The sequence below is a fragment of the Sediminibacter sp. Hel_I_10 genome (assembly GCF_000688335.1).
Classification (GTDB): Bacteria; Bacteroidota; Bacteroidia; order Flavobacteriales; family Flavobacteriaceae; genus Psychroserpens.
This window is the reverse complement of sequence record NZ_JHZX01000001.1, coordinates 295,867-317,720: the sequence shown is the minus strand read 5'-3', so window position 1 is coordinate 317,720 and position 21,854 is coordinate 295,867. Positions and strand designations below refer to the sequence as shown.

The window sequence follows — 21,854 nt, the reverse complement described above, 5'->3', positions numbered from 1 at the left end:
TTGCTTTTAAAGGATTATGATTTTGGCATTATCTTCACTATAGATATATCAAAATCAGAATAAATTATATGGACGTTCCAATTCAGAAGAAAAAATTTACAACCCAGAAGATATTGACCATCGGCGGTATACTGATGCTCATCGCTTTAATCATATATGTCATATTGCAAACGTCGGGTGGTTCTAAATTGAATATAGAAAAAGAACGAATTTCCATAAGTACAGTAACCAATGATGTGTTTCAAGAGAATATTCCTGTAAATGGAATCGTCTTACCCATAACCACTATTTATTTGGATGCTTTGGAAGGTGGTCGCGTTGAAGAGAAATTTGTTGAGGATGGGGCCATCTTGAAAAAAGGTGAGCCTATTTTAAGACTGTCAAACACAGATTTAGAGCTCAGCCTTATTAATCAAGAAACTTCAGTTTATAACTTGTTGACGCAGATGCAGATTTCCCAGAATGCGGCGAGACAAAATACCATTAACCGCCAAAATCAATTTACAGATGTCGAAAATAATTTGATTGAAGCAAAACGCATTTATGATTTGAATAGCCGATTGTATGAGAAAGGCGCAATAGGACGCCAAGATTACGAATCTTCCCAGAATTTATATGAATATCAAAAAAACAGGATGGATTTAGCTGAACAGGTTTTAGCAGAAGATTCTGTGGCCACAAAGCTAGAAGTCAATCAAGCGCAGAATTCGTATGCCAGAACTCAAAGCGCTTTGGAGTTGATGCGTAAAAAAGTAGGCGATCTTGTGGTAAAAGCTCCAGTTGATGGGCAGTTAACTTCACTGGATGCTGAAATTGGCCAGTCAAAAAACAAAGGGGAACGCTTGGGACAAGTCGATGTTCTCAGCGGATTTAAAGTAAGAGTTGATATTGATGAACATTACATTTCTAGAATTTACAACGGTCAAAAAGGGACATTTAAATTTAATGATACTACTTATGTTTTAGCTATAAAAAAGGTGTTTACCCAGGTCACAAACGGAAGGTTTCAAGTAGATATGCAATTTGAAGGTGACGTCCCAGAGGGCATTAGACGCGGGCAGAATTTACAGATCAGGGTAGCGCTTAGCGCGGAAAAGCAAGCATTATTGATACCTAAAGGCGGATTTTTCCAAAAAACAGGAGGCAACTGGATTTTTAAGGTGAGCGAAGATGGCAGCACCGCATATAAGGTCGACATCAGATTAGGCAGTCAAAATACAGAGTATTACGAAGTCCTTGACGGGCTGAATCCCGATGATAAAGTGGTGACCTCGAGTTATGATTCATTTGGGGAAACTGAGGAGCTAGTTTTGAAATAGGAGAGCGATATTGAAATTGAAGAAGAAAATGAAAGCGGGAATATGAAGATAAATTTGCAAACGAAACAAAAACCGAATAGAAAAAAGTCCCAACGGGTCGCTATAAATTAGATTCCAACGCAATTGGATTTTTAAAAATAAAACCAAAACAATCAATAAAACGCCAAAGGCTCTTAGCTCACGGCTCAAAGCTAAATACTACGTTATGATACAAATTACCGATTTAGAAAAATATTACCGCACCGAGGAAGTGCAGACCATAGCGCTCAACAAATTATCCTTTAATGTGAAAGAGGGTGAGTTTGTTGCCATCATGGGGCCTTCGGGCTGTGGTAAATCTACTTTACTGAATATTCTCGGGTTGTTGGACGACCCAGATGGGGGTAGTTTCAAATTCAACGGTGAAGAAGTGGCGGGATATAACGAGCGCAAACGTTCACAATTAAGAAAACATAACGTTGGGTTTGTTTTCCAAAGTTTTAATCTTATAGACGAGCTTACGGTATTTGAAAATGTAGAGCTTCCGTTAATCTATACCGGTGTTAAACCTGCGGACCGCAAGATTAAGGTGGATGCTGTTTTAGAAAAGATGGGGATTATGCATCGCCGCAATCACTTTCCGCAGCAATTATCTGGAGGTCAACAACAAAGGGTTGCCGTGGCAAGAGCCGTGGTCAACAATCCTAAACTGATTTTGGCCGATGAGCCGACCGGTAATTTAGATAGCACCAACGGTAATGAGGTCATGGATTTATTGATTGACCTTAACGAAGCGGGAACGACCATTATCATGGTAACACACAGCGAGCACGATGCAAAGTACAGCCATAGAATTATTAGAATGTTGGATGGTCAAAAAGTGACCGAGAATATTTTGGCGCTATAGAGGGCGACATCATCCACCCGCCACGAAGTGAAACTAACGTGGGAAATTGAGTTTGAAATAAAGTTTTAATGTGAAGCATCATCATCAATCAAAATCGTACAGTTTAATCAACAATCAAATAGGCTGAAAGCACTTCAGTATAGGGAGTAATCAACCCATAGAAATATACTGAAGTGTTAAGGCCACAATCAATCAAACCTCTGTCTTCGCTTACCACGAATTCGGGTGAAAAAGAAAACGAACAGGAAATAATCAGACCATGAACTTTCTCTATTTTAAAATCGCATTTAGGTACTTGTTTAAAAATAAGATGTATTCTTTTATCAATATTTTTGGACTTTCACTAGGTATTGCGGCATTTATAATCATTTCGCTTTATGTAGGTTACGAAAAGAGTTATGATTCTTTTGAGGGGTCAGATACGGTTTACCGTGCCTATATGGATTATATAAAAGGTGATACTTATGAAGGTGGCGACGCGCAGACTTATAATCTATCCGGCCCAACGCTTCAAAAAGAATTTCCAGAGGTTATTGATAATGTTAGACTTTACAGACTAGATAAAGTAACCTTCGTAAATCAGGAAAAAATTATTGAGCAACCCAATGGAGCGTTAGTGGATTTCTCATATTTTAATATTTTCAATACAGAGTTATTAGAGGGGGATATTAACGCCTTTAAAAAACCGAATACCATCGTTTTGTCCCAAAGTTTGGCTAAAAAAATCTTTGGTGATGAAAACCCGCTATCAAAAACAATATCCGTTTTCTACGTTTCAGAAATTGTATTGGAAGTTACTGGTATTATGGAGGATGCGCCTGAAACGACGCACATGAAGCTCAACTATTTAATATCCTTTGAGACTTTAGAAAATTGGGATACATTAAGTGGGCAGGCGGAATTGAATTGGAATCAAAATAATTTTTTCACCTATCTAAAAGTAAAAGAAACCACCAATTTTGAAGCGCTCCAAGAAAAAATCAAGAGTAAGGATATTGAAAATGACCCAGATGAACGACATAATATTGAGCGCCTTTCAGATATTCATTTGCATTCAGACAAACCTTATGAGGCCGAAGCAAACGGAAGCAGTAGCCGCGTAAAATTTTTATCGGTTATTGCAATTATAATTTTAATACTGTCTTGGCTTAATTACATTAATTTATCAACCGTAAAGTCTTTAGAGCGCTCCCGCGAAGTCGGTATCAGAAAAGTAGCTGGTGCCCAGCGGTCGCAACTCATTTTTCAATCGTTAATAGAATCTTTCTGTTTATTTTTTATAGCGCTTCTAGTTGCGGTACTCCTTGTAATTACATTATTGCCAGTCTTTAATGGATTTGTAGGTAAATCTCTAGTACTGGGAATTTCAAATTTAAAATCACTATTGCCCTTTGTTGGATTGATGATATTGGGAAGTCTTTTGGCAGGTTTTTACCCAGCGCTGATTTTGAGTAATTTTTCGCCTGTAAAAGCTTTAAAAGGCAAAATAGTCAACTCCTCAAAACGGCTGAACATTCGTAAGGGACTCATTACAGTTCAGTTTTTCGCAACAATAATCCTTATTATCGGGACATTAGTGGTTGCGAAACAAATCAATTTTTTAAAAGAACAGCCCATTGGTGTAGAACTTTCCCAAGTTTTGGCATTCAAGGGATTGGTCCTTGAAGCTGTGCCAGATTCAGTATTAATAAAGAAGATAGAAGTATTTGAAAATGAACTAAGCAACTTAGCCTTCGTGGATGAGGTGGCCAGAGCATCAACCTATCCAGGCGATGGCTACGATAATTTATCTTCTTCGGTTGGGATTGAATATCCCGATGGGACTGTTGATGAGCGCCAAATATTTTATGCTTACGGGGCAAGACCTAATTATTTTAATGTCGTTGATATTCAATTTGTAGCGGGTCAAGCCTTTAAAGCAAGTAAAAAAGATAACAATCTTGAAAGTATAGTGATTAACAAAAAGTTTGCTGAACAAATGGGATACCCAGATGCGGATAAAATCATCAACAAGCAAGTTAAATTGTGGGGAGAGACCTGCACAATTACTGGAGTTATTGAAGATTATCATCATTTTGGATTAAAGAATGAAGTCCAACCACTCCTAATTTATCAGAACCAACCCGACGATAATGTTCTCATAAAACTTAATGCCTCTTCGGGTTCAGTTGCAGGAATGCAATCAAGTTTGGATAAGATTGAGACCCTTTACAAATCCATTTTCCCCAACAGCACATTAAACTATACATTTTTAGATAAAAAGTTTGAATCCCAATACGACGAAGACCGAAAATTCGGTATCGCTTTTCAGATTTTTACTGTTCTGGCAATTCTTATAGCAGCCTTGGGATTATTTGGTCTGACCTCTTACATGGCCTTACAAAGACGCAAGGAAATAGGAATTAGAAAAGTAACTGGAGCGAGTGTTTTTCAGATATTAAAATTATTGAACAAGGATTTTATTGCACTCATCATTTTGGCGCTTGTTATTGCAATTCCGGTGGCATGGTATATCATGGGGCAATGGCTCCAAGAATTTGCCTATAGAACGGAATTGAGTTGGTGGATATTCGCACTATCTGGGGTTGCTACGATTGTTATTGCTTTGGTTACTGTAAGTTTTCAATCCGTAAAAGCGGCAACATCAAACCCTGTAGAATCTTTGCGAACGGAGTAAATACTAATCAATCAAAATCGAAAAATCAATGTTTAAAAACTATATCAAAATCGCCTTTAGAAACCTATTTAAAAATAAGGTTTATTCGTTCATCAATATTTTTGGGTTGGCCATTGGTATGGCGGCGACCATTATGATTGGGCTTTGGGTAGCAGATGAACTGAGCCACAACAATTATTTTCAGAATAGGGAGACTATTGCCCAAGTTTGGCAGCACCAAACAATTAATAATAAAACCGAAACAGGTTCTGCCATTCCCATGCCTTTGGAATTTGCCCTACGTGAAAAACATAATGATAACTTCAAGCATATCATTATGTCGTCTTGGACCTTTCCCCAGTATTTAGGCTATGGCGAAAAGAACATCTCTATTCAAGGTAATTTTATGCAGGAGGGGGCTCCAGATATGCTTAACCTTGAAATTTTAAAAGGAGAGAAAAATGGGCTCAAGGAAAAAAATTCCATTATGATTTCCCAGTCAACTGCACTAACTCTTTTCGGTTCTAAAAATCCATTGGGTGAAATTATAAAAACAAATAATAAGGATGATATGACCGTGACCGCCGTGTACGAGGATATTCCTAAAAATAATTCGTTTAGCGACACAGAATATATCATGCCTTGGAAACACTATATCACGACCCAAGAGTGGCTCAAGATATCCAAGGATTATTGGGACAACAACAGCTTTCAAATGTTTGTCCAGATAAACGATAATACCACCATGGAAGCGGTAACCGATAAAATTTCAAAAGTTAAACAAATTGAAGACCCAGAAATGGTTCAGTTTGATGCTAGAATGTTTTTGCATCCCATGAAAAATTGGCACTTACGGTCTGATTTTGAAAATGGTGTCCAATCTGGTGGAAGAATAGAGAATGTATGGTTGTTTGGTATCATTGGAGGGTTTATTCTGCTTTTGGCCTGTATCAACTTTATCAATCTAAGCACGGCACGTTCTGAAAAGCGAGCTACTGAAGTGGGAATAAGAAAATCCATCGGTTCGCAACGCAGTCAATTGATATTTCAGTTTTTATGCGAATCCTTCGTCATCGTCGTCCTGTCATTTATTGTGGCCTTGGGCGTTGTTTTATTGTTCTTGAATGGTTTCAATAATTTAGCGAGCAAAATGATTGAATTTCCATGGGCGAGCGCTCAATTTTGGATTATTTCTATCGTGTTTATTTTATTCACTGCAATCTTGGCGGGAAGTTACCCAGCCTTGTATCTTTCGTCTTTTAATCCGGTTGCGGTTTTAAAAGGCACCTTTAAATCTGGAAAAAATTCTTCGCTTCCGCGGAAAATACTCGTTGTGGCTCAATTTACGATTTCCGCAGCATTGATAATTGGAACGCTGGTGGTAATGAATCAAATTCAGTTCAGTAAAGATAGACCAACGGGTTACAACAAGGAGGGTTTGATTCAAATCCCGACCATGAGCGGCGCTTTCTCAGGGAAAACCGACCTCATGCGTAACCAGTTTATAGAAAGTGGAGCGGTTTTAGAAATGGCCACCACCAGCAGTCCAACCACCGAAGTTTGGTCAAATAGGTCTGGTTATACTTGGGACGGAAAACCAGAAGGATTTCAAGAAGATTTGGCATATACTGATGTGTCTTGGGAATTTGTGGAAACCATTGGTGCAAAAATTATTGACGGTCGCGGTTTTTCGCGCGAGTTCGCTACAGATTCCAATGCCGTCATTTTGAATGAGACCGCTGTAAAATATATGGGTATCAAAGACCCAATTGGTAAATATATTAGGGATTCTGATGTAGAAGACCCAAATACGCCTTTGAAAATAATTGGGGTAATTGATGATATTGTGATGCAGTCGCCCTACAGCCCCGTCAAGCAATCTATGTATGTTTTTGATTATTACGGTAATGCGAGTTATTACAATTTGCGTTTAAATCCAGATAACAGCCTTAGCGATAATCTGGCCACGATTGAAAAGGTGTATAAATCCAATTTCCCGAATATTCCCTTTGACTATCAATTTGTAGATGAAGAATATGGTAAGAAGTTTGCTTCCGAAGAGCGCATCGCCAGCTTAGCAAGAATATTTACGATTCTGGCCATTTTTATCAGTTGTCTTGGATTGTTTGGATTGGCCTCCTTCGTCGCCGAACAGCGCACCAAGGAAATAGGTGTTCGTAAAGTTTTGGGTGCCTCCATGAACCAGTTGTGGTTATTATTATCCAAGGATTTTATAACGCTCGTGGTCATCGCACTATTAATCGCATCGCCATTAGCGTATTATATTATGGGGCAATGGCTACAAAAATTTAATTATAGAACAACGGTCACTTGGGATGTTTTGGCGATTGCCTGTCTGGGTGCATTGGCAATAACCTTGATTACCGTAAGTTTTCAGGCGATAAGAGCGGCAATGGCGAATCCTACCAAGTCGTTGCGAACGGAATAAAGCCCCTTAGCCCCCTAAGGGGGGACTGATTGTGGTAAAATGAAATGGAATAGAATCTAAGTTGAAGTCTAAAAAAACAAATACTAGTTACAGCCAGCCTCCAAATATTAAAATATCAACGTCCGTTAAGACACCGCAACTTTGCGAGAAAACCCGTATAAAAATAAAGAACCATGTTTAAAAACTATATCAAAATAGCTTGGAGAAATATAGTGAAGAACAAAGTCATGTTCGGAATTAATATACTAGGTCTAGCAGTAGGTATTGCCAGCTGTTTGATTATTATGTTGTTTGTTACAGACGAATTCAGTTATGACAGATACAATGAAAAAGCAGATGACATTGTCCGGGTAGTTTTTAAAGCAAAGATAAATGGAGAAAAGATAAATGAAGCCGTTGTAATGGCACCTGTTGGGCAAGCTCTTAAAGAAGAGTTTCCAGAAGTGTTAGATGCAACACGTTTCAGGATAATGGGTACTCCAAAAGTTGTTTATAATGATGTATCATACCGTAATGGCCGATTCGCCTATGTAGACCCTAATTTTTTTGATGTATTTACCCTTCCAATTCTAAAAGGAGATAAGGCTTCGCCTTTAAAAGAACCCAATACAATAATCTTAACAGAGGACGAAGCCATAAAATATTTTGGGAATGAGAATCCCATCGGAAAAATACTTAAAATTGATGCAGAAGGAGAACAATTTAAGGTGACGGCTATCATAGATAAAGTACCTGATAATTCACATTTTCATTTTGATATGATGGCCTCCATGGAAGGGCATAATGATGCCAAACAAAATACATGGATGAACTCTAATTTTTACACGTACTTACTCCTTAAAAAAGGAACTGACTACAAAAATCTGGAGTCAAAATTATCTGCAATTTTTCAAAGAAATGTAAGCGAACCATTGAAGGAAGCATTTGGGTTAACCTATACTGAATTTACTAAAGAAAATAAACTTGGTCTATTTCTTCAACCTTTAACTGATATCTATTTAAGTTCAGAGTTTTCTTCACGAGGTGAATCTGAATCTAGTGGAAGCTTAACATCACTCTACATTTTTGCTGCTACTGCTTTATTTATGTTAATGATAGCCTGTATTAATTTCATGAACCTTTCTACAGCTTCAGCCACAAAAAGGTCTAAAGAAGTAGGTATTAGAAAAGTTTTAGGTTCAAAAAAGAAACAAATCATTAAGCAATTTCTAACAGAATCATTTATTTCAACGTTAATCGCTACTCTTATCGCATTGATTTTTGTGATTATTATGCTTCCTTTTTTTAATGAAATTTCTGGCAAAGAACTTCAAGTCAGTTATTTATTGACGCCTAAAATTTTCGCAACAGTAATCCTATCAATACTTTTAATTAGCTTATTGGCTGGAACGTATCCTGCTTTTTATATTTCTTCTTTTAAACCAATTTTAGCTCTCAAAAGTAAATTTTCGGGTACTGGAAATACCAAAGGCATTCGAAGTGGATTGGTTGTTTTTCAATTTGTGATTTCTACTGGACTAATACTCGCAACAATCGTGGTCAGTCAACAAATGTCTTTTATTCAAAATAAAGAATTAGGGTATGATAAAGACCAACTCTTGGTCATAAGAGAATCCTATTTTCTTGAAAATAATCAAGAAGCTTTTAAAAATAAAATCTTGAGCGACCCAAGAGTCATTAATGTGACGACATCTGCTTTTGTTCCTGTAGGTGATTCAGATAACAATATGTCCTCATTTTACATTGACCAACAGTTCAACAGAAGAATGTTCGTATATAATATTGACGAAAATTATATTCCAACGATGAAGATGGAATTACTAAAAGGTAGAAATTTTTCGAAAGAGTTTGGTGTAGATTCTTTAAATGCCATCATTAACGAAACATCCGCAAGAATTTTGGGCTTTGGAGATGATGCAATAGGCAAATCAATAACTCGTGGCACAAATAATCAAGGAGGAAGACAAACCTTAAAAGTAATCGGAGTTGTAAAAGATTTTCATTACCGATCACTTCACGAAAAAATTGATCCCTTAATTATGTTAAACGACCCTTACGGTGGCTTTATCATAAGAGCAAATGTTGCCGATATGTCCGACCTCGTCAAAAGCATGTCTGCTATGTGGAACAGTTTTAATGTGGAGCAAGCTTTTAATTACACCGTGATGGATGATTCCTATAATCTCACCTATGTAAAGGAGCAAAGGTTGGGTACTATTTTGAAGATTTTCGCCTTACTGACGATTTTCGTGGCTTGTTTGGGCTTATTTGGATTGGTCACTTTTACTGCTGAACAACGAATCAAAGAAATCGGTATTCGAAAAGTATTGGGCTCAAGTGTGGCACAAATTGTAGGTCTGCTCACAAAAGATTTTATAAAGCTTATTATAATTTCATTTTTAATAGCCTTCCCTTTAGGAATCTATTTAATGAATAAATGGTTACAGGATTTTGCTTACCGTATTGACATTTCAGTTGAATCTATTCTCTTGGCCGCACTTATAACCACACTAGTTGCATTTTTAACCATCAGTTTTAAAAGCATTAAAGCCGCTACCATGAACCCTATAAAAAGTTTAAAAACAGAATAAAGCAAAACTCAAAATCATGTTTAAAAATTATTTCAAAATCGCAATCCGAAACCTCTGGAAACACAGAACGTTTACAGCATTGAATATTATTGGGCTTTCTGCTGCTTTCGGTGTGGCTATATTATTGGCCATGTTTGCCATCTATCAACTGTCTTTTGATAAATTCCATGAAAACATAGAACAGCTCTATCTGGTTTATACTCAAGATAGTACTCCAGATGGTCTTGATGCCAATACCTCAAAATCAGAGCCTTTTGCAGCAGCATTAAAAGAGGAAGTGGCAGGAATTGAGAAAATTACACGACGTAATGGCAAGAATATTTTGTTGACACATAGAGGTGAACAGTTTCAAATGAATGCCTCTTACGTTGACCCTGAATATTTGAAGATGTTCAGTTTTCCTGTCATTAGAGGTGATAAACAAAATCCGATTACTGCAGAAACAACCATTGCCATAACCGAAAGAACTGCAAAAATTTTATTCGATGGGGAAAATGCCATCGGGCAAACGGTCACTATTCTTAGGGACGGTCAAGATGTACCCTTTACTATAAATGCGATTATTGAAGATTTTCCGGAAACAAGTTCCCATGGTTTTGACGTCCTTCTTAATTTTAAGAACCAGTCCAAATCAGCCTATGCGGAAACCATTGGACGATGGGATAAGGAAAACCATGAAGTTTACCTGCAGTTAGCAAAGGGTATGACGCCAGAACAATTTGAAAACGGTACAACGGCATTTACAGAACTTCACTATAAAGATGAAATCGAAAATGCCAAACGCGACGGTGCCCAACCCGATGCCAGTGGAAATTATCGACAGTTAAAATTACTGGCTTTCGCCGATACTAGATTTGCCAATTTTAATCAGGGTGCAGTAGTTGTAAACCGAACGATGCCTTATTTGGTTATGGGTATTGCCATTTTGATTTTATGTATTGCTTGTGTCAATTTCATCAATATGAGTATTGCCAAAAGTGCTCAACGCTTGCGTGAAATCGGTATGAGGAAAACCTTGGGTGCAGGAAAGGCACAACTGTTCTTTCAATTTTGGGGAGAAAGTATTATCGTGTTCCTGATTTCTATAAGTAGCGGAATTTTAATGTCGTTTTTAGTCTTAAAGCCTTTCCAGACACTATTTAAAACCAGAGCTAATTTTGAGGTTCTAATGTCGCCATCAGTAATGATAGGACTTGTTTTTAGTGTGCTCCTAATTTTAATTATTGCGGGAGGTTATCCTGCATTGTTGATGAGTCGTTTGGGAACATTGCAGAGTCTAAAAGGAAAAATTGAGACTAGTGGAAAAAATCGCTTACGTAATAGTTTAATGGTCTTACAATTTGGGATTGCCATTTTATTGATTAGTGGCACACTTGTACTTTGGAGTCAGGTGGAGTTTATGCGTACCAAGGATTTAGGCTTTAACAAGGAGCAGGTCATCGCCTTTCCGCTCAATGGAAAACGTAACGACCAGCAAGCACTTCAGCTATTAAGAGATAAATTACAGAATAGGCCTAATATAATTAACATTACCGCATCTAATAATATTTTGGGTCTGGGTAAAGACGGTACACGTTCTACAAGCGTTTTGGGATTTGAATACAAAGGTCGAGGCATTGATACCCACATGTTAGTGGTAGATGCGAATTATGTGGAGACATTGGATTTGAAATTGATTGAAGGGCGTTCGTTCCGAAAAAATCTGGCGAGCGATAGTCTCTCGATTATCATCAATGAATCTATGGCGAAACAAATGAATGAGGATGACATATTAAATTCCAGAATAGTCTTGGATGATTCTACTGTGTATGCTGTGGTAGGGGTAATCAAGGATTTTAATTTTCAGGAAATGGATAGAAACATCGCACCGATGACCCTTTTTGCATTTCCCAATTCGAACTTAAGCAACGCTTACGTAAAAGTTGCTTCGCAAAATTTAGAACAATCCTATTCTGATGTTAAAGCCGCTTGGAAAATTATTGAACCCAACGCCGAATTTCAAGGCTCATTTTTAGACGAAAATATTGAAAGAACTCTCAGCAACGAGCGTACCATGACCACAATGATTGGCAGCGGTTCTGTTCTCGCTATCGTGTTAAGTTGCATTGGATTGTTTGCCATGTCTTTATTGATTGTTGCACAGCGCCGAAAGGAAATTGGCATTCGCAAAGTGGTGGGAGCGAGCATAGGGGCCATTACCTATTTATTAACCAAGGATTTTCTAAAATTGGTAGCTATTGCCTTTGTGATTGCGACACCAATTGCTTGGTGGGCAACCAACGCATGGTTGCAAGACTACGTTTATCGTATCGATTTGAATATTTGGATATTTCTTGCTGCTGGCGGATTGGCCCTGATCATAGCCTTAATAACCATAAGCGGAAAAACCATTGGAGCTGCGGCAGCAAATCCGGTTAAGAGTTTGAGAACAGAATAATCCCCCTTTAATCCCCTAAGAGGGAATGGAGTCGAATTCGAATTCGAAAATGAAAAATTATAAAAGATCTGCATCGTGAAATGTTGAAGTCTTTCCGCATTGAGAAAAAAAGGAATCTATAAAATATGGCATCATGATTAAAAACTATCTTAAAATCGCTTGGCGAAATATCTTTAAGTACAAATTGACTGCTATCATTAATATTTTGGGCTTAGCCTTAGGCTTGACCTCCTGCTTGATTATTTTGGTTTTTGTGGATTATGAATTGAGTTTCGACGAGCAGCATTCATATTCAAATCAAACTTATCGGGTGGTTCAGCAACAAGACTTTCCAGAGGACACTTATTATTTCAATACAACACCATTTCCACTTGCAGATGCCATTAGAACTGAAATTCCAAAGGTAGAACGTGTCACGCAGATTGCTGGTTTGACTTCGGAAACTTTGAGTGTTGAAAACATCTCAGGAATAAAGTCAGTTTACGAAGAATCTGATGTGCTTTATGCCGATGCTGATTTTTTCAAGGTTTTTGACGGCGTAAAATGGCTCGCTGGAAATAAGGCCGACGCTACTCAAGATTTAAATTCTGTTGTTCTTACCGAAAGGTTGGCAAAGAAATATTTTAATCAAGGAGCGTTAAACTATGAATCGATTATAAACAGTACCATACTATTAAATAACGAAGAATTACTATCGGTCAAAGGAATTGTAGAAAATCCAGCGGGAAATAGTAGCTATAAATTCGGTATGGTATTACCTTATAGGTTGTTCAAAAAACGAAATGAAGGATTTGCAGGCAATTGGTCTGCCACTCATATAGGCACGACTTTCGTAGTTCTTGGCGAACCGTCTAAAATCTCAAAAACTGAACTTGCAATTAACAAAATGAGCAAGAATTATTTGGATGAGATTCATGCAAAACGGGTTAGCTATAAACTTCAAGCTCTAATTGAAATACATACCGATTCACTTTACGGGAGCGGCCCTGGAGGCTACATAATGCCTAAGAAAATTTTAATGATTTCAGCAACCGTTGCAATATTCATTTTACTAATTGCTATTGCCAATTTTATAAATTTAGTTACCGCTCAATCTGTTTTAAGGTCTAAAGAAGTCGGAGTTTTAAAGGCACTGGGCAGCAGCCGTTTTAAATTGGTAATACGTTTCGTCATCGAGAATACCATGTTGGTCTTACTTTCACTCGGGCTTTCTTTTGTTTTGGTTCACCTAAGTCTGCTTGAACTAAACGCATTCTTTAGCATCATAAGTTTAGATTTGGTTTTGGGAAGCAATTTTGTCTACATGCTTATAATTGCAGGCCTACTTACCGCTTTAATTGCAACCGTTTATCCTGCGCTGGTGCTTTCAAAAATTAATCCAATACAGGCCCTGAAAAGTAAAGAACTGAATAGTTTAAAAGGAGTCAATACTCGAAAAGCTTTGATAACCTTTCAGTTTATTATTGTACAGGTTTTTGTAATTGCGGTTATTGTTGTTGGGTTGCAAATGAATTATTTCAATACTAAGGATGTTGGTTTTGAAAAGGATTCAATTGTTATTACGCCAGTTCCAGAATTTGATAAAATTGATGTTTTTAAAAATAAGTTGAATGCAATAGCTGACATTGAAAGCGTCTCTTTCGGTTCGGGTCCTCCCATGGGAATAGACGGATTATCCTTAGGAACATCGTTTCGTCTAGCATCAGAAAATCAAGAAAATGGAATGTATTCTGAAATGAAAATCGGCGATGAGAATTATTTAAACCTTTACGATTTAAAACTTTTAGCGGGCAGAAATTTTAAGACGACTAAAAAGACGTTTGATCAATTTGTGGTTAATGAGGCTTTAATAAAAACCTATAATTGGACGCCCCAAGAAGCTATTGGGAAACAACTCACTATCAATGAGGGCGAGGGAACAATTGTTGGCGTAGTTTCAGATTATCACAACAACGCCTTACAGTATGAAATCACACCTAGTATCATCATTAATTGGAATAGTTTTCAAATGAATGCTTTTATGAAACTCTCCAGCGCCAACCCAGGTGTTATAGTAGATATTGAAAACGCTTGGAAATCCAGTTTTAAAAAATCCTTTTTTGAGTACGGTTTTCTTTCCGAGGCCATAGAAAGAGAATATGCTGTTCAAAGTATGATTTATCTTGGGTTCAAAATACTGTCCTTACTCTCAATCTGTATTGGCGGTCTAGGTTTATTAGGTTTAATGACCTTTGTATTGTTATCAAAATCGAAGGAAATAGCTATAAGAAACGTTTTAGGTTCTTCAACTTCGCAAATTGTAATGCTCCTTTCGAAAGAGTACACAACACTTATTTTAGTTGCCTTTGTCATAGCAGCACCAATAACGTATTACTTAATGTTTTCTTGGCTCAAGGATTTTACATATCAAATTGAACTTTCGGTCTGGATGTTCGTAACTGGAGGTCTGTTTACATTTATAATAGCCTTTGTGGCTTGCAGTTTTCAGTCTATAAAAATGGCCTTGGTCAAACCGATAAAATATTTAAGAACAGAATAATTCCCCTTTAATCACCCTAAGGGGGAATGAAGACGAAATCGAAATCGAAATCGAAGTCGAAAATGAAAAAGTATAAAGAATGAGTATAGTAAAATTTTGGAGTTTTTCCGCATTGAGAAAAAAACGAATCTATAAAATATGGCATCATGATTAAAAACTATCTAAAAATCGCTTTGCGAAATATCTTAAAAAACAAGGTGTTCTCGCTAATCAACATCATCGGTCTTACCATTGGTTTAAGTGCAGCTTTTGTGATTGGACTGATGATTTATTATGATGCCACGTTTGATAAGTTTCATAAAGATGGCGATAGGATTTATCGTGTGGTGACTGATTTAAAGAGTCCTGACGATGTGTGGAAAATCCCAGGAGTAACATTGGCTTTGGAAGATGCTATTAAAGATAATTCAAATTTTGAAACCGTTGCCGGGTTTTACATTGAGCGCCCAGCGATAGTGGAGAACAGAGAACAGGAATTAGAGTTCAAATGGCCTAATTTTGTGGTGTTTGCCGATGGAAATTATTTCGATATTTTCAAATACAAATTCTTGGCTGGAGAGGAAACGAATGTGCTTTCAGAGCCAAATACTGTTATTTTGACCAAAGCGCGAGCTTCAGAATACTTTCCGAAGATACCCTCATCAGAAATTATTGGCAGAACCTTGGTTTATAATGATTCCTTAAATGTTACCGTCACTGGAATTGTTGAAGATTATAAAGAGCGAACCGATATTATTTTTCAAGAATTTATCTCAAGCCCTACGATTTTACAGACCAGACTTCGACAAAATTTTCTAAATAAAAACTGGGATAATACTAACTCTAATGCACAGCTTTTTGTAAAAGTCGCCAATAATGCCAATTTAACGGCTATTCAATCTCGTTTTGATGGGTTGTCAAAAGAGCACCGAAGTGAAGAGTCAATAAAATATGGTGATGAGCAGATTTTTCAACTTCAGCCATTGGCAGATATCCATTTTAATGAAGATTACGGCATTTATGATTGGTCTAAAGGTCAAGCCAGTAAATCGCTTTTGACCTATTTGGCCTTGATTGCGTTGTTTTTATTGGTATTGGGCTGTATCAATTTTATCAATTTGAATACCGCTCAGGCCACACAACGCGCCAAGGAAATCGGGATTAGAAAAACGCTGGGAAGTAGTCGCAAACAGTTGATAGGTCAATTTATGGGCGAGACGTTTTTATTGGTTTTAATAGCGTCACTGTTGTCTCTAGGACTTTCAAAATGGCTAATAACCATATTTTCAGATTTTGTACCAGACGGTTTAGAGTTTGAATTATTTAAGTCACCGCTAATTATCTTCGGAATTGTTTTACTGTTGGTGTTGGTCACGTTTCTTTCAGGGTTTTACCCAGCCTTGGTTTTATCGCGTTTCAATACAGTTTCCGTCTTAAAAAACCATTTAGCGATTGGCGAGAATAAAACGAAACTTCGAAAGTTTTTAACGGTGTTTCAATTTACAGTCGCCCAAGTGTTTATTATCGCCACGTTGCTCGTTGGTAAACAAATCAATTATTTGTTAAACAAGGATATGGGATTTAAAACTGAAGAGGTTGTTTCTGTGTTTCAACCACGCTCTGAGCAGGAATTATCGAAAAAGGAACGTTATGCTGAAGCCTTAAGTACAATCCCTGAAATTGAGAACATCAGTATTGGTGGCGTTCCTCCAGCATCAATGAATACAAATACAAGTATGGCGAATTATCGCGACGGTAAAAAGGAAATTAATGCAGAGTTGCAGTTTATATTTGGAGACAGAAGATACCTAGATGTTTTTGAATTGAAGTTGTTAGCTGGCCGCAATTACAGGAATGATACCATAAAAGAAATGGTAATCAACGACACTTATAGAAAAGTCTTAGGTTTCAAAACGCCAGAAGTTGCCATTGATAAAACAGTTGAAATCGATGAAGAACAAGTCACAATTGTTGGCGTCATGGCAGATTTTCATCAGCGTTCTCTAAAATCAGATATTAAGCCAATGGCATTAAGAGGCGATTGGTACAGACCAGATTGGAGTCAATTTCAGGCTGTTCATATAGCTTTTAAAAATACGTCTTCGGAAAATTTAAGCAGTACGCTATCTAAAATAGAGGAAGCCTATAAAACGGTGTATTCTGAAACTGATGATTACCGTATTGAATTTTTGGATGAGACGGTAGCACGTTTCTACAACCGAGAGCAAAAAGTATCAAAACTTCTCAATTGGGCAACAGGTCTTTCCATCTTAATAAGTTGCCTTGGACTTTTGGGTCTGGTCATTTACACCACCAATCGACGCGTAAAAGAAATAGGTGTGCGTAAAGTTTTGGGTGCATCGCTACTTCAAATTAATGCGCTGCTTTGTAAGGAGTTTTTGATATTGGTTGCCGTTGCTTTTATTGTCGCAACCCCGATAGCTTGGTATGGAATTCATAATTGGTTGCAGGATTTTGCTTATAAAACTAGCATCAGTGTCTGGATATTTCTGGCAGGTGGTATTGCAATGATTGGCTTCGCCTTATTGGTGATTAGCGCCAAAACCTTACAAGCGGCAAATGCAAATCCGGTGGATTCGTTGAGGTCTGAATAAAGCCCTAATCAACAAAGGGTAATAGGATTGATTAAAATTGATACGGCACCTCTTTAGACCTCACAGTTTTCAGCTTCGATGATTATTCGACTTTTAAGCACTGAACGCGTTCAAACTGATAACATAGTTAATCAGGAAATGTCTTAGTGCTTCTTTGGGTTACTCTGTTAAATAACTCAAATTTTGCTAGTTTATAAAGTGTTCGATTACGTACAAAATATGTATCAAAATCGAACACTTTCTGTTTTATGAATTATTGTAAAACCCTATATATTAGATTTTTAAATAATTGGCATCATCTTCACTATATAATAAGTGTTATTAGTTGTTCAATTCGAAGTGGAAAAATTTGAGGGAATAACTGTTTGAGGCCAGTTTATCAAAAATAGAATCTCATGTTCAAAAATCATATCAAAATCGCTTGGCGAAATTTAAAGGGCAGTCCGCTTTTTTCTACCATCAATATTTTGGGACTCACCCTTAGTCTGGCCGTTACCGCTTTACTGTTTATGTTCATCTATCACGAAAATAGTTTTAATAACATGTATGCGAAAAAAGATAACATCTATCGTGTATTGGTGGAGACTTCAGAAAGTTTCAACAGCAAAACCTATGCAAATGCGCCAGCCATGGTCGCGCCAACTGCTATTGCTGAAATTCCAGAAGTCATCGATGCCGTGCGGTTTTACAAACATGGATTTGGCGATGCGGCATACATTAATACCGATGATTCCGAATTTATCGAAAACTCCTTGTATTATGCAGACCCCAATATTTTTGACGTTTTTGATATTACCCTTGAAAAAGGCCTAGTTGCGGGAGCACTGAACAATCCTAACACAGCAATTATTTCTATAAGCACAGCAAAACGGTTTTTTGGCACCGACCAAGTTGTTGGTAAAACATTTAAGATTGACGATAAGACTGGGATAGAGATTACAGGGGTGTATGAAGACCTTCCAACAAATTCAACTCTTGATGGCAATATTTACGTATCCTTCGCCACCAGTTTTTTTGCTAGAAGACCAACGTGGTCAAATTCAAGTTTAGAAACGTATCTATTGACAGCAGAAGGTGCAAAACCGAGCATACTCAAATCAAAAATGAAAGAGATGCTTGATGAAAATGTTGAAAAGGACCAACAATGGTATTCATTAAATGTGCAGCCGTTTGACGAGGTTCATTTATATTCAACTCATTTGGATAACGGCTACAGCTCTAGAAAAGGTTCAATTGACCAAGTGAATAGTTTAACCTGGTTGGCCTTGTTGATTCTGGTTATCGCCTGTATTAACTACATGAATTTAACAACAGCGCGTTCACAAAAACGGGCGCTAGAGGTAGGCGTGAGTAAAACCCTCGGGGCCTCAGTTTCAAATTTGATAGCACGATTTTATGCCGAAACCGGATTGATGACCTTCATTTCCATCATTTTGGGCATTGTTGTCGCATTGATTTTCTTGCCTTATTTTAATCAGATTTCTGGAAAGTCTATTCCTGCCTCATTATTATTGTCTGGAACTTTTATCGCTGCAATGCTTGCTATTTGGGCGGTTACAACCCTTTTAGCAGGGTCTTATCCTGCGATTTACTTATCCAATCTTTCAGCAAAAAAAATACTGAGTGGTGGTAATACGGGTTCTAATTGGTCGGTCAACGTAAGAAAAGGATTGGTGGTTCTGCAGTTTGCGGCATCTATCGTTTTGATTATCGGTGTTTTCGTCATATATAGTCAGCTGCATTTTATTCAAAACAAAGACTTGGGATTCAATTCAAATCAAGTCATGGCCATTACAACTACTGGCATTAAGGAATCCAATACTGTAAGTTTACTCAAGCAGAAATTAGAGGCATTGCCCATTGTATCTTCAGTTGGCGCAGCGCAAGGCTACCCTGGAAAAACGGTAAGTGGTCGTTTGGTGCATAACCCTTTGGCAAACGACGGCGGATTTTCCGTACAGACCAATCGTGCAGATGCAGAGGCATTGGATGTTATGGGCTTAAAATTTCTCGCCGGAAAAAATTTACCAAAAGTCAAGACAGAAGGCGATACCTTGGTTGAAGTCGTGGTCAATAAAAAAATATCCGATTATTTAGGTCATACGCCAGAGGAAGCCATAGGAAAAACTATTTATATGCTTCCTAAAGATGCTACTATTGTTGGGGTAGTGGACAATTTTAATTTTGCGTCCTTAAGAGAGCCAATAGGAGCTTATGCTTTTCATAACCATACAAGTGAGTCTAAGGAATTTCTTTTGGTAAAAATGAAAGTTTCAGATTTGGCCCAAAGTATTTCTGCCATGGAAAGCAATTTTAAAACGGTTGCTCCCAATGTTCCATTTGACTATAGCTTTTTAGATAAAAATATTGAAAAGCTATATCTCGAAGAAAAACGTACGGCTTCCATTGCGGTTATCTTTTCAACTCTGGCAATTTTTGTGGCGTGCTTAGGGCTGTTTGGGTTAGCAGCGTTTACGGCAGAGCAGCGTCAAAAGGAAATTGGGATTCGCAAAGTTTTAGGGGCTTCCGTCGCAGGAGTCGTAAGATTATTATCAATCGATTTTGTGAAGCTGGTCTTAGTGGCATTGCTCATTGCATTTCCATTGGCATATGTCGTGATGGATAATTGGCTCAAGGATTTTGCATTCCGAATTGATATTGGTTGGCAGCCATTCGTATTTACAGGATTTTGTGCCTTGGTTATCGCCATATTAACAGTAAGCTTTCAGGCTATTAAAGCGGCAATTGCGAATCCTGTTAAATCATTAAAAGCTGAATAATTTCATAGACCTTAAGGGTTTTTGAAACCTGTGAGGTCTTATTAAATAATTTTTAAACAGAATTAAATTCAATCAATACTATAAATCAACAAAAACCATGAGAACCATTTTATATATATCAATTGTTATTTGCGCTTTTGCTGTTCAAATCGCTTCATCTCAAACCAAGACTCCGGTCAAAGACTTTGACAAAGTAATTATAAGTCCACATATTGAGAGCAAATTTGTGCAAGGCGATGAGAATTCAGTAACCATACTAAGCAGTACGGAGCCAGAAGATAAAATCAATATTGAGCTCAAGGGCAAGACGCTTCGAGTCTATCTAGACGATGCCAAAGAAACGACGAAGCAAGAGAACATTGTCAAGAATGGCATCAGCATGAAAGTCCCAATTTATAAAGGGAAAGTGCTTTCCATTTTGGTGATGTACAAAAATATTAATGAATTGTCATTAAGAGGCGAACAAGTCACGCTGTGCGAAAGTCCAATCAATATTGAAAAATTTACGCTTAAGATTTACGGAGAATCCCAAGTCACCTTTAATGAAGTTAATGTATCTGAAATTGATGTCGATGTGTATGGTGAAAGTAATTTAACCATTTTAAAAGGTAGCATCGGTTTTCAGAAAATTACCGCTTATGGCGAAAGCAAAATGAATCTGTTAGGTGTGGAAAATAAAGAATCCAAGCTGAAGGCCTTCGGCGCAGCGCAATTTGACGTCAATGTTTCCGAAGCTATAAAATTTACATCTTACGGTGAGGCCGTTTTGAGATACAAAGGAGGCGCCAAGGTGACAACGGGACTGAGTTTTGGAGATTCAGAGATTATCGCTTTAGAATCTAATTAGGAATAAAAACTAGTCTCTACAAGACATTATAAATAATAAATAGTCGTAAGACCATTTAAAAAGAGAAACCATGAAAAACACATTATTAAAATTAACCCAAGCTTCAAGGGAGGTCAAGAACGGAAGTAAAGAAGTAACCCTTTTAGACAATATCAACCTCGAGGTTCAAGAAGGCGAATTTATCTCACTCATGGGGCCATCTGGCTCTGGGAAATCTACGTTACTAAACTGTATAGGTATGCTTGATAATTTTACCGATGGCGGTTATATTTTTCTAAATGAAGTGGTACACAGCATGAAGGACAAGCAAAAGTCCAAACTCTATAAGGATTATATTGGTTTCGTCTTTCAAGCCTATCATCTCATTGATGAACTCACGGTTTTTGAAAATATAGAAACACCGTTGCTTTATAAAAACGTAAAATCTTCTGAACGAAAAGCCTTGGTTGCCGATATGTTAGACCGTTTTAACATCGTTGGGAAAAAGGATTTGTTCCCCATTCAATTAAGTGGCGGCCAGCAACAGCTCGTAGGTGTTGCAAGAGCCTTGATTTCAAAGCCAAAATTGATTCTCGCCGATGAACCGACCGGGAATCTCAACTCTAAGCAAAGCACAGAAATCATGGAGCTGTTTACCGAACTCAATAAGGAAGGTGTCACCATTATACAGGCCACACATTCAGAAAGTAATGCGGCCTATGGCTCAAGAACCATTAATCTTTTGGACGGAAAAATTGTTCAAGACTAAACCAAAAT

General features: G+C 37.5%; 11 protein-coding genes. All 11 read left to right on the top strand.

What is annotated here, in order from left to right:
* The first annotated feature begins 68 nt into the window (after nt 1-68).
* A complete protein-coding gene (locus tag P176_RS0101420; RefSeq protein ID WP_026753026.1) occupies nt 69-1,319 on the top strand; it encodes an efflux RND transporter periplasmic adaptor subunit in 1,251 nt (416 codons plus the stop codon).
* 205 nt (nt 1,320-1,524) lie between these two features.
* Nucleotides 1,525-2,205, top strand: coding sequence for an ABC transporter ATP-binding protein (locus tag P176_RS0101415; RefSeq protein WP_026753025.1), 681 nt, complete (start codon nt 1,525-1,527; stop codon nt 2,203-2,205).
* Nucleotides 2,206-2,515: 310 nt separating this feature from the next.
* The gene (locus P176_RS0101410) at nt 2,516-4,882 is read left to right on the top strand and encodes an ABC transporter permease (protein WP_231481153.1); all 2,367 of its coding nucleotides are present in this window, start codon (nt 2,516-2,518) and stop codon (nt 4,880-4,882) included.
* A gap of 28 nt (nt 4,883-4,910) precedes the next feature.
* Entirely contained in the window at nt 4,911-7,310 is a 2,400-nt protein-coding gene (locus P176_RS0101405) for an ABC transporter permease (RefSeq protein ID WP_026753023.1), read from the top strand.
* A gap of 173 nt (nt 7,311-7,483) precedes the next feature.
* Nucleotides 7,484-9,901, top strand: a complete 2,418-nt coding sequence (locus P176_RS0101400) for an ABC transporter permease (protein WP_026753022.1) — start codon at nt 7,484-7,486, stop codon at nt 9,899-9,901.
* 16 nt (nt 9,902-9,917) lie between these two features.
* Nucleotides 9,918-12,338, top strand: coding sequence for an ABC transporter permease (locus tag P176_RS0101395; RefSeq protein WP_026753021.1), 2,421 nt, complete (start codon nt 9,918-9,920; stop codon nt 12,336-12,338).
* A gap of 133 nt (nt 12,339-12,471) precedes the next feature.
* Nucleotides 12,472-14,877, top strand: a complete 2,406-nt coding sequence (locus P176_RS0101390; RefSeq protein WP_026753020.1) for an ABC transporter permease — start codon at nt 12,472-12,474, stop codon at nt 14,875-14,877.
* Nucleotides 14,878-15,023: 146 nt separating this feature from the next.
* Nucleotides 15,024-17,471: an FtsX-like permease family protein gene (locus P176_RS0101385; RefSeq protein ID WP_026753019.1), complete on the top strand. Its 2,448-nt coding sequence runs from the start codon at nt 15,024-15,026 to the stop codon at nt 17,469-17,471.
* A 395-nt stretch (nt 17,472-17,866) separates the two neighbouring features.
* Nucleotides 17,867-20,251 (top strand): ABC transporter permease, encoded by a 2,385-nt coding sequence (locus tag P176_RS0101380; RefSeq protein ID WP_026753018.1) that lies wholly within the window; start codon nt 17,867-17,869, stop codon nt 20,249-20,251.
* Nucleotides 20,252-20,348: 97 nt separating this feature from the next.
* Nucleotides 20,349-21,098, top strand: a complete 750-nt coding sequence (locus tag P176_RS0101375) for a GIN domain-containing protein (protein ID WP_026753017.1) — start codon at nt 20,349-20,351, stop codon at nt 21,096-21,098.
* Nucleotides 21,099-21,168: 70 nt separating this feature from the next.
* A complete protein-coding gene (locus tag P176_RS0101370; RefSeq protein ID WP_026753016.1) occupies nt 21,169-21,846 on the top strand; it encodes an ABC transporter ATP-binding protein in 678 nt (225 codons plus the stop codon).
* The last annotated feature ends 8 nt before the right edge of the window (nt 21,847-21,854 follow it).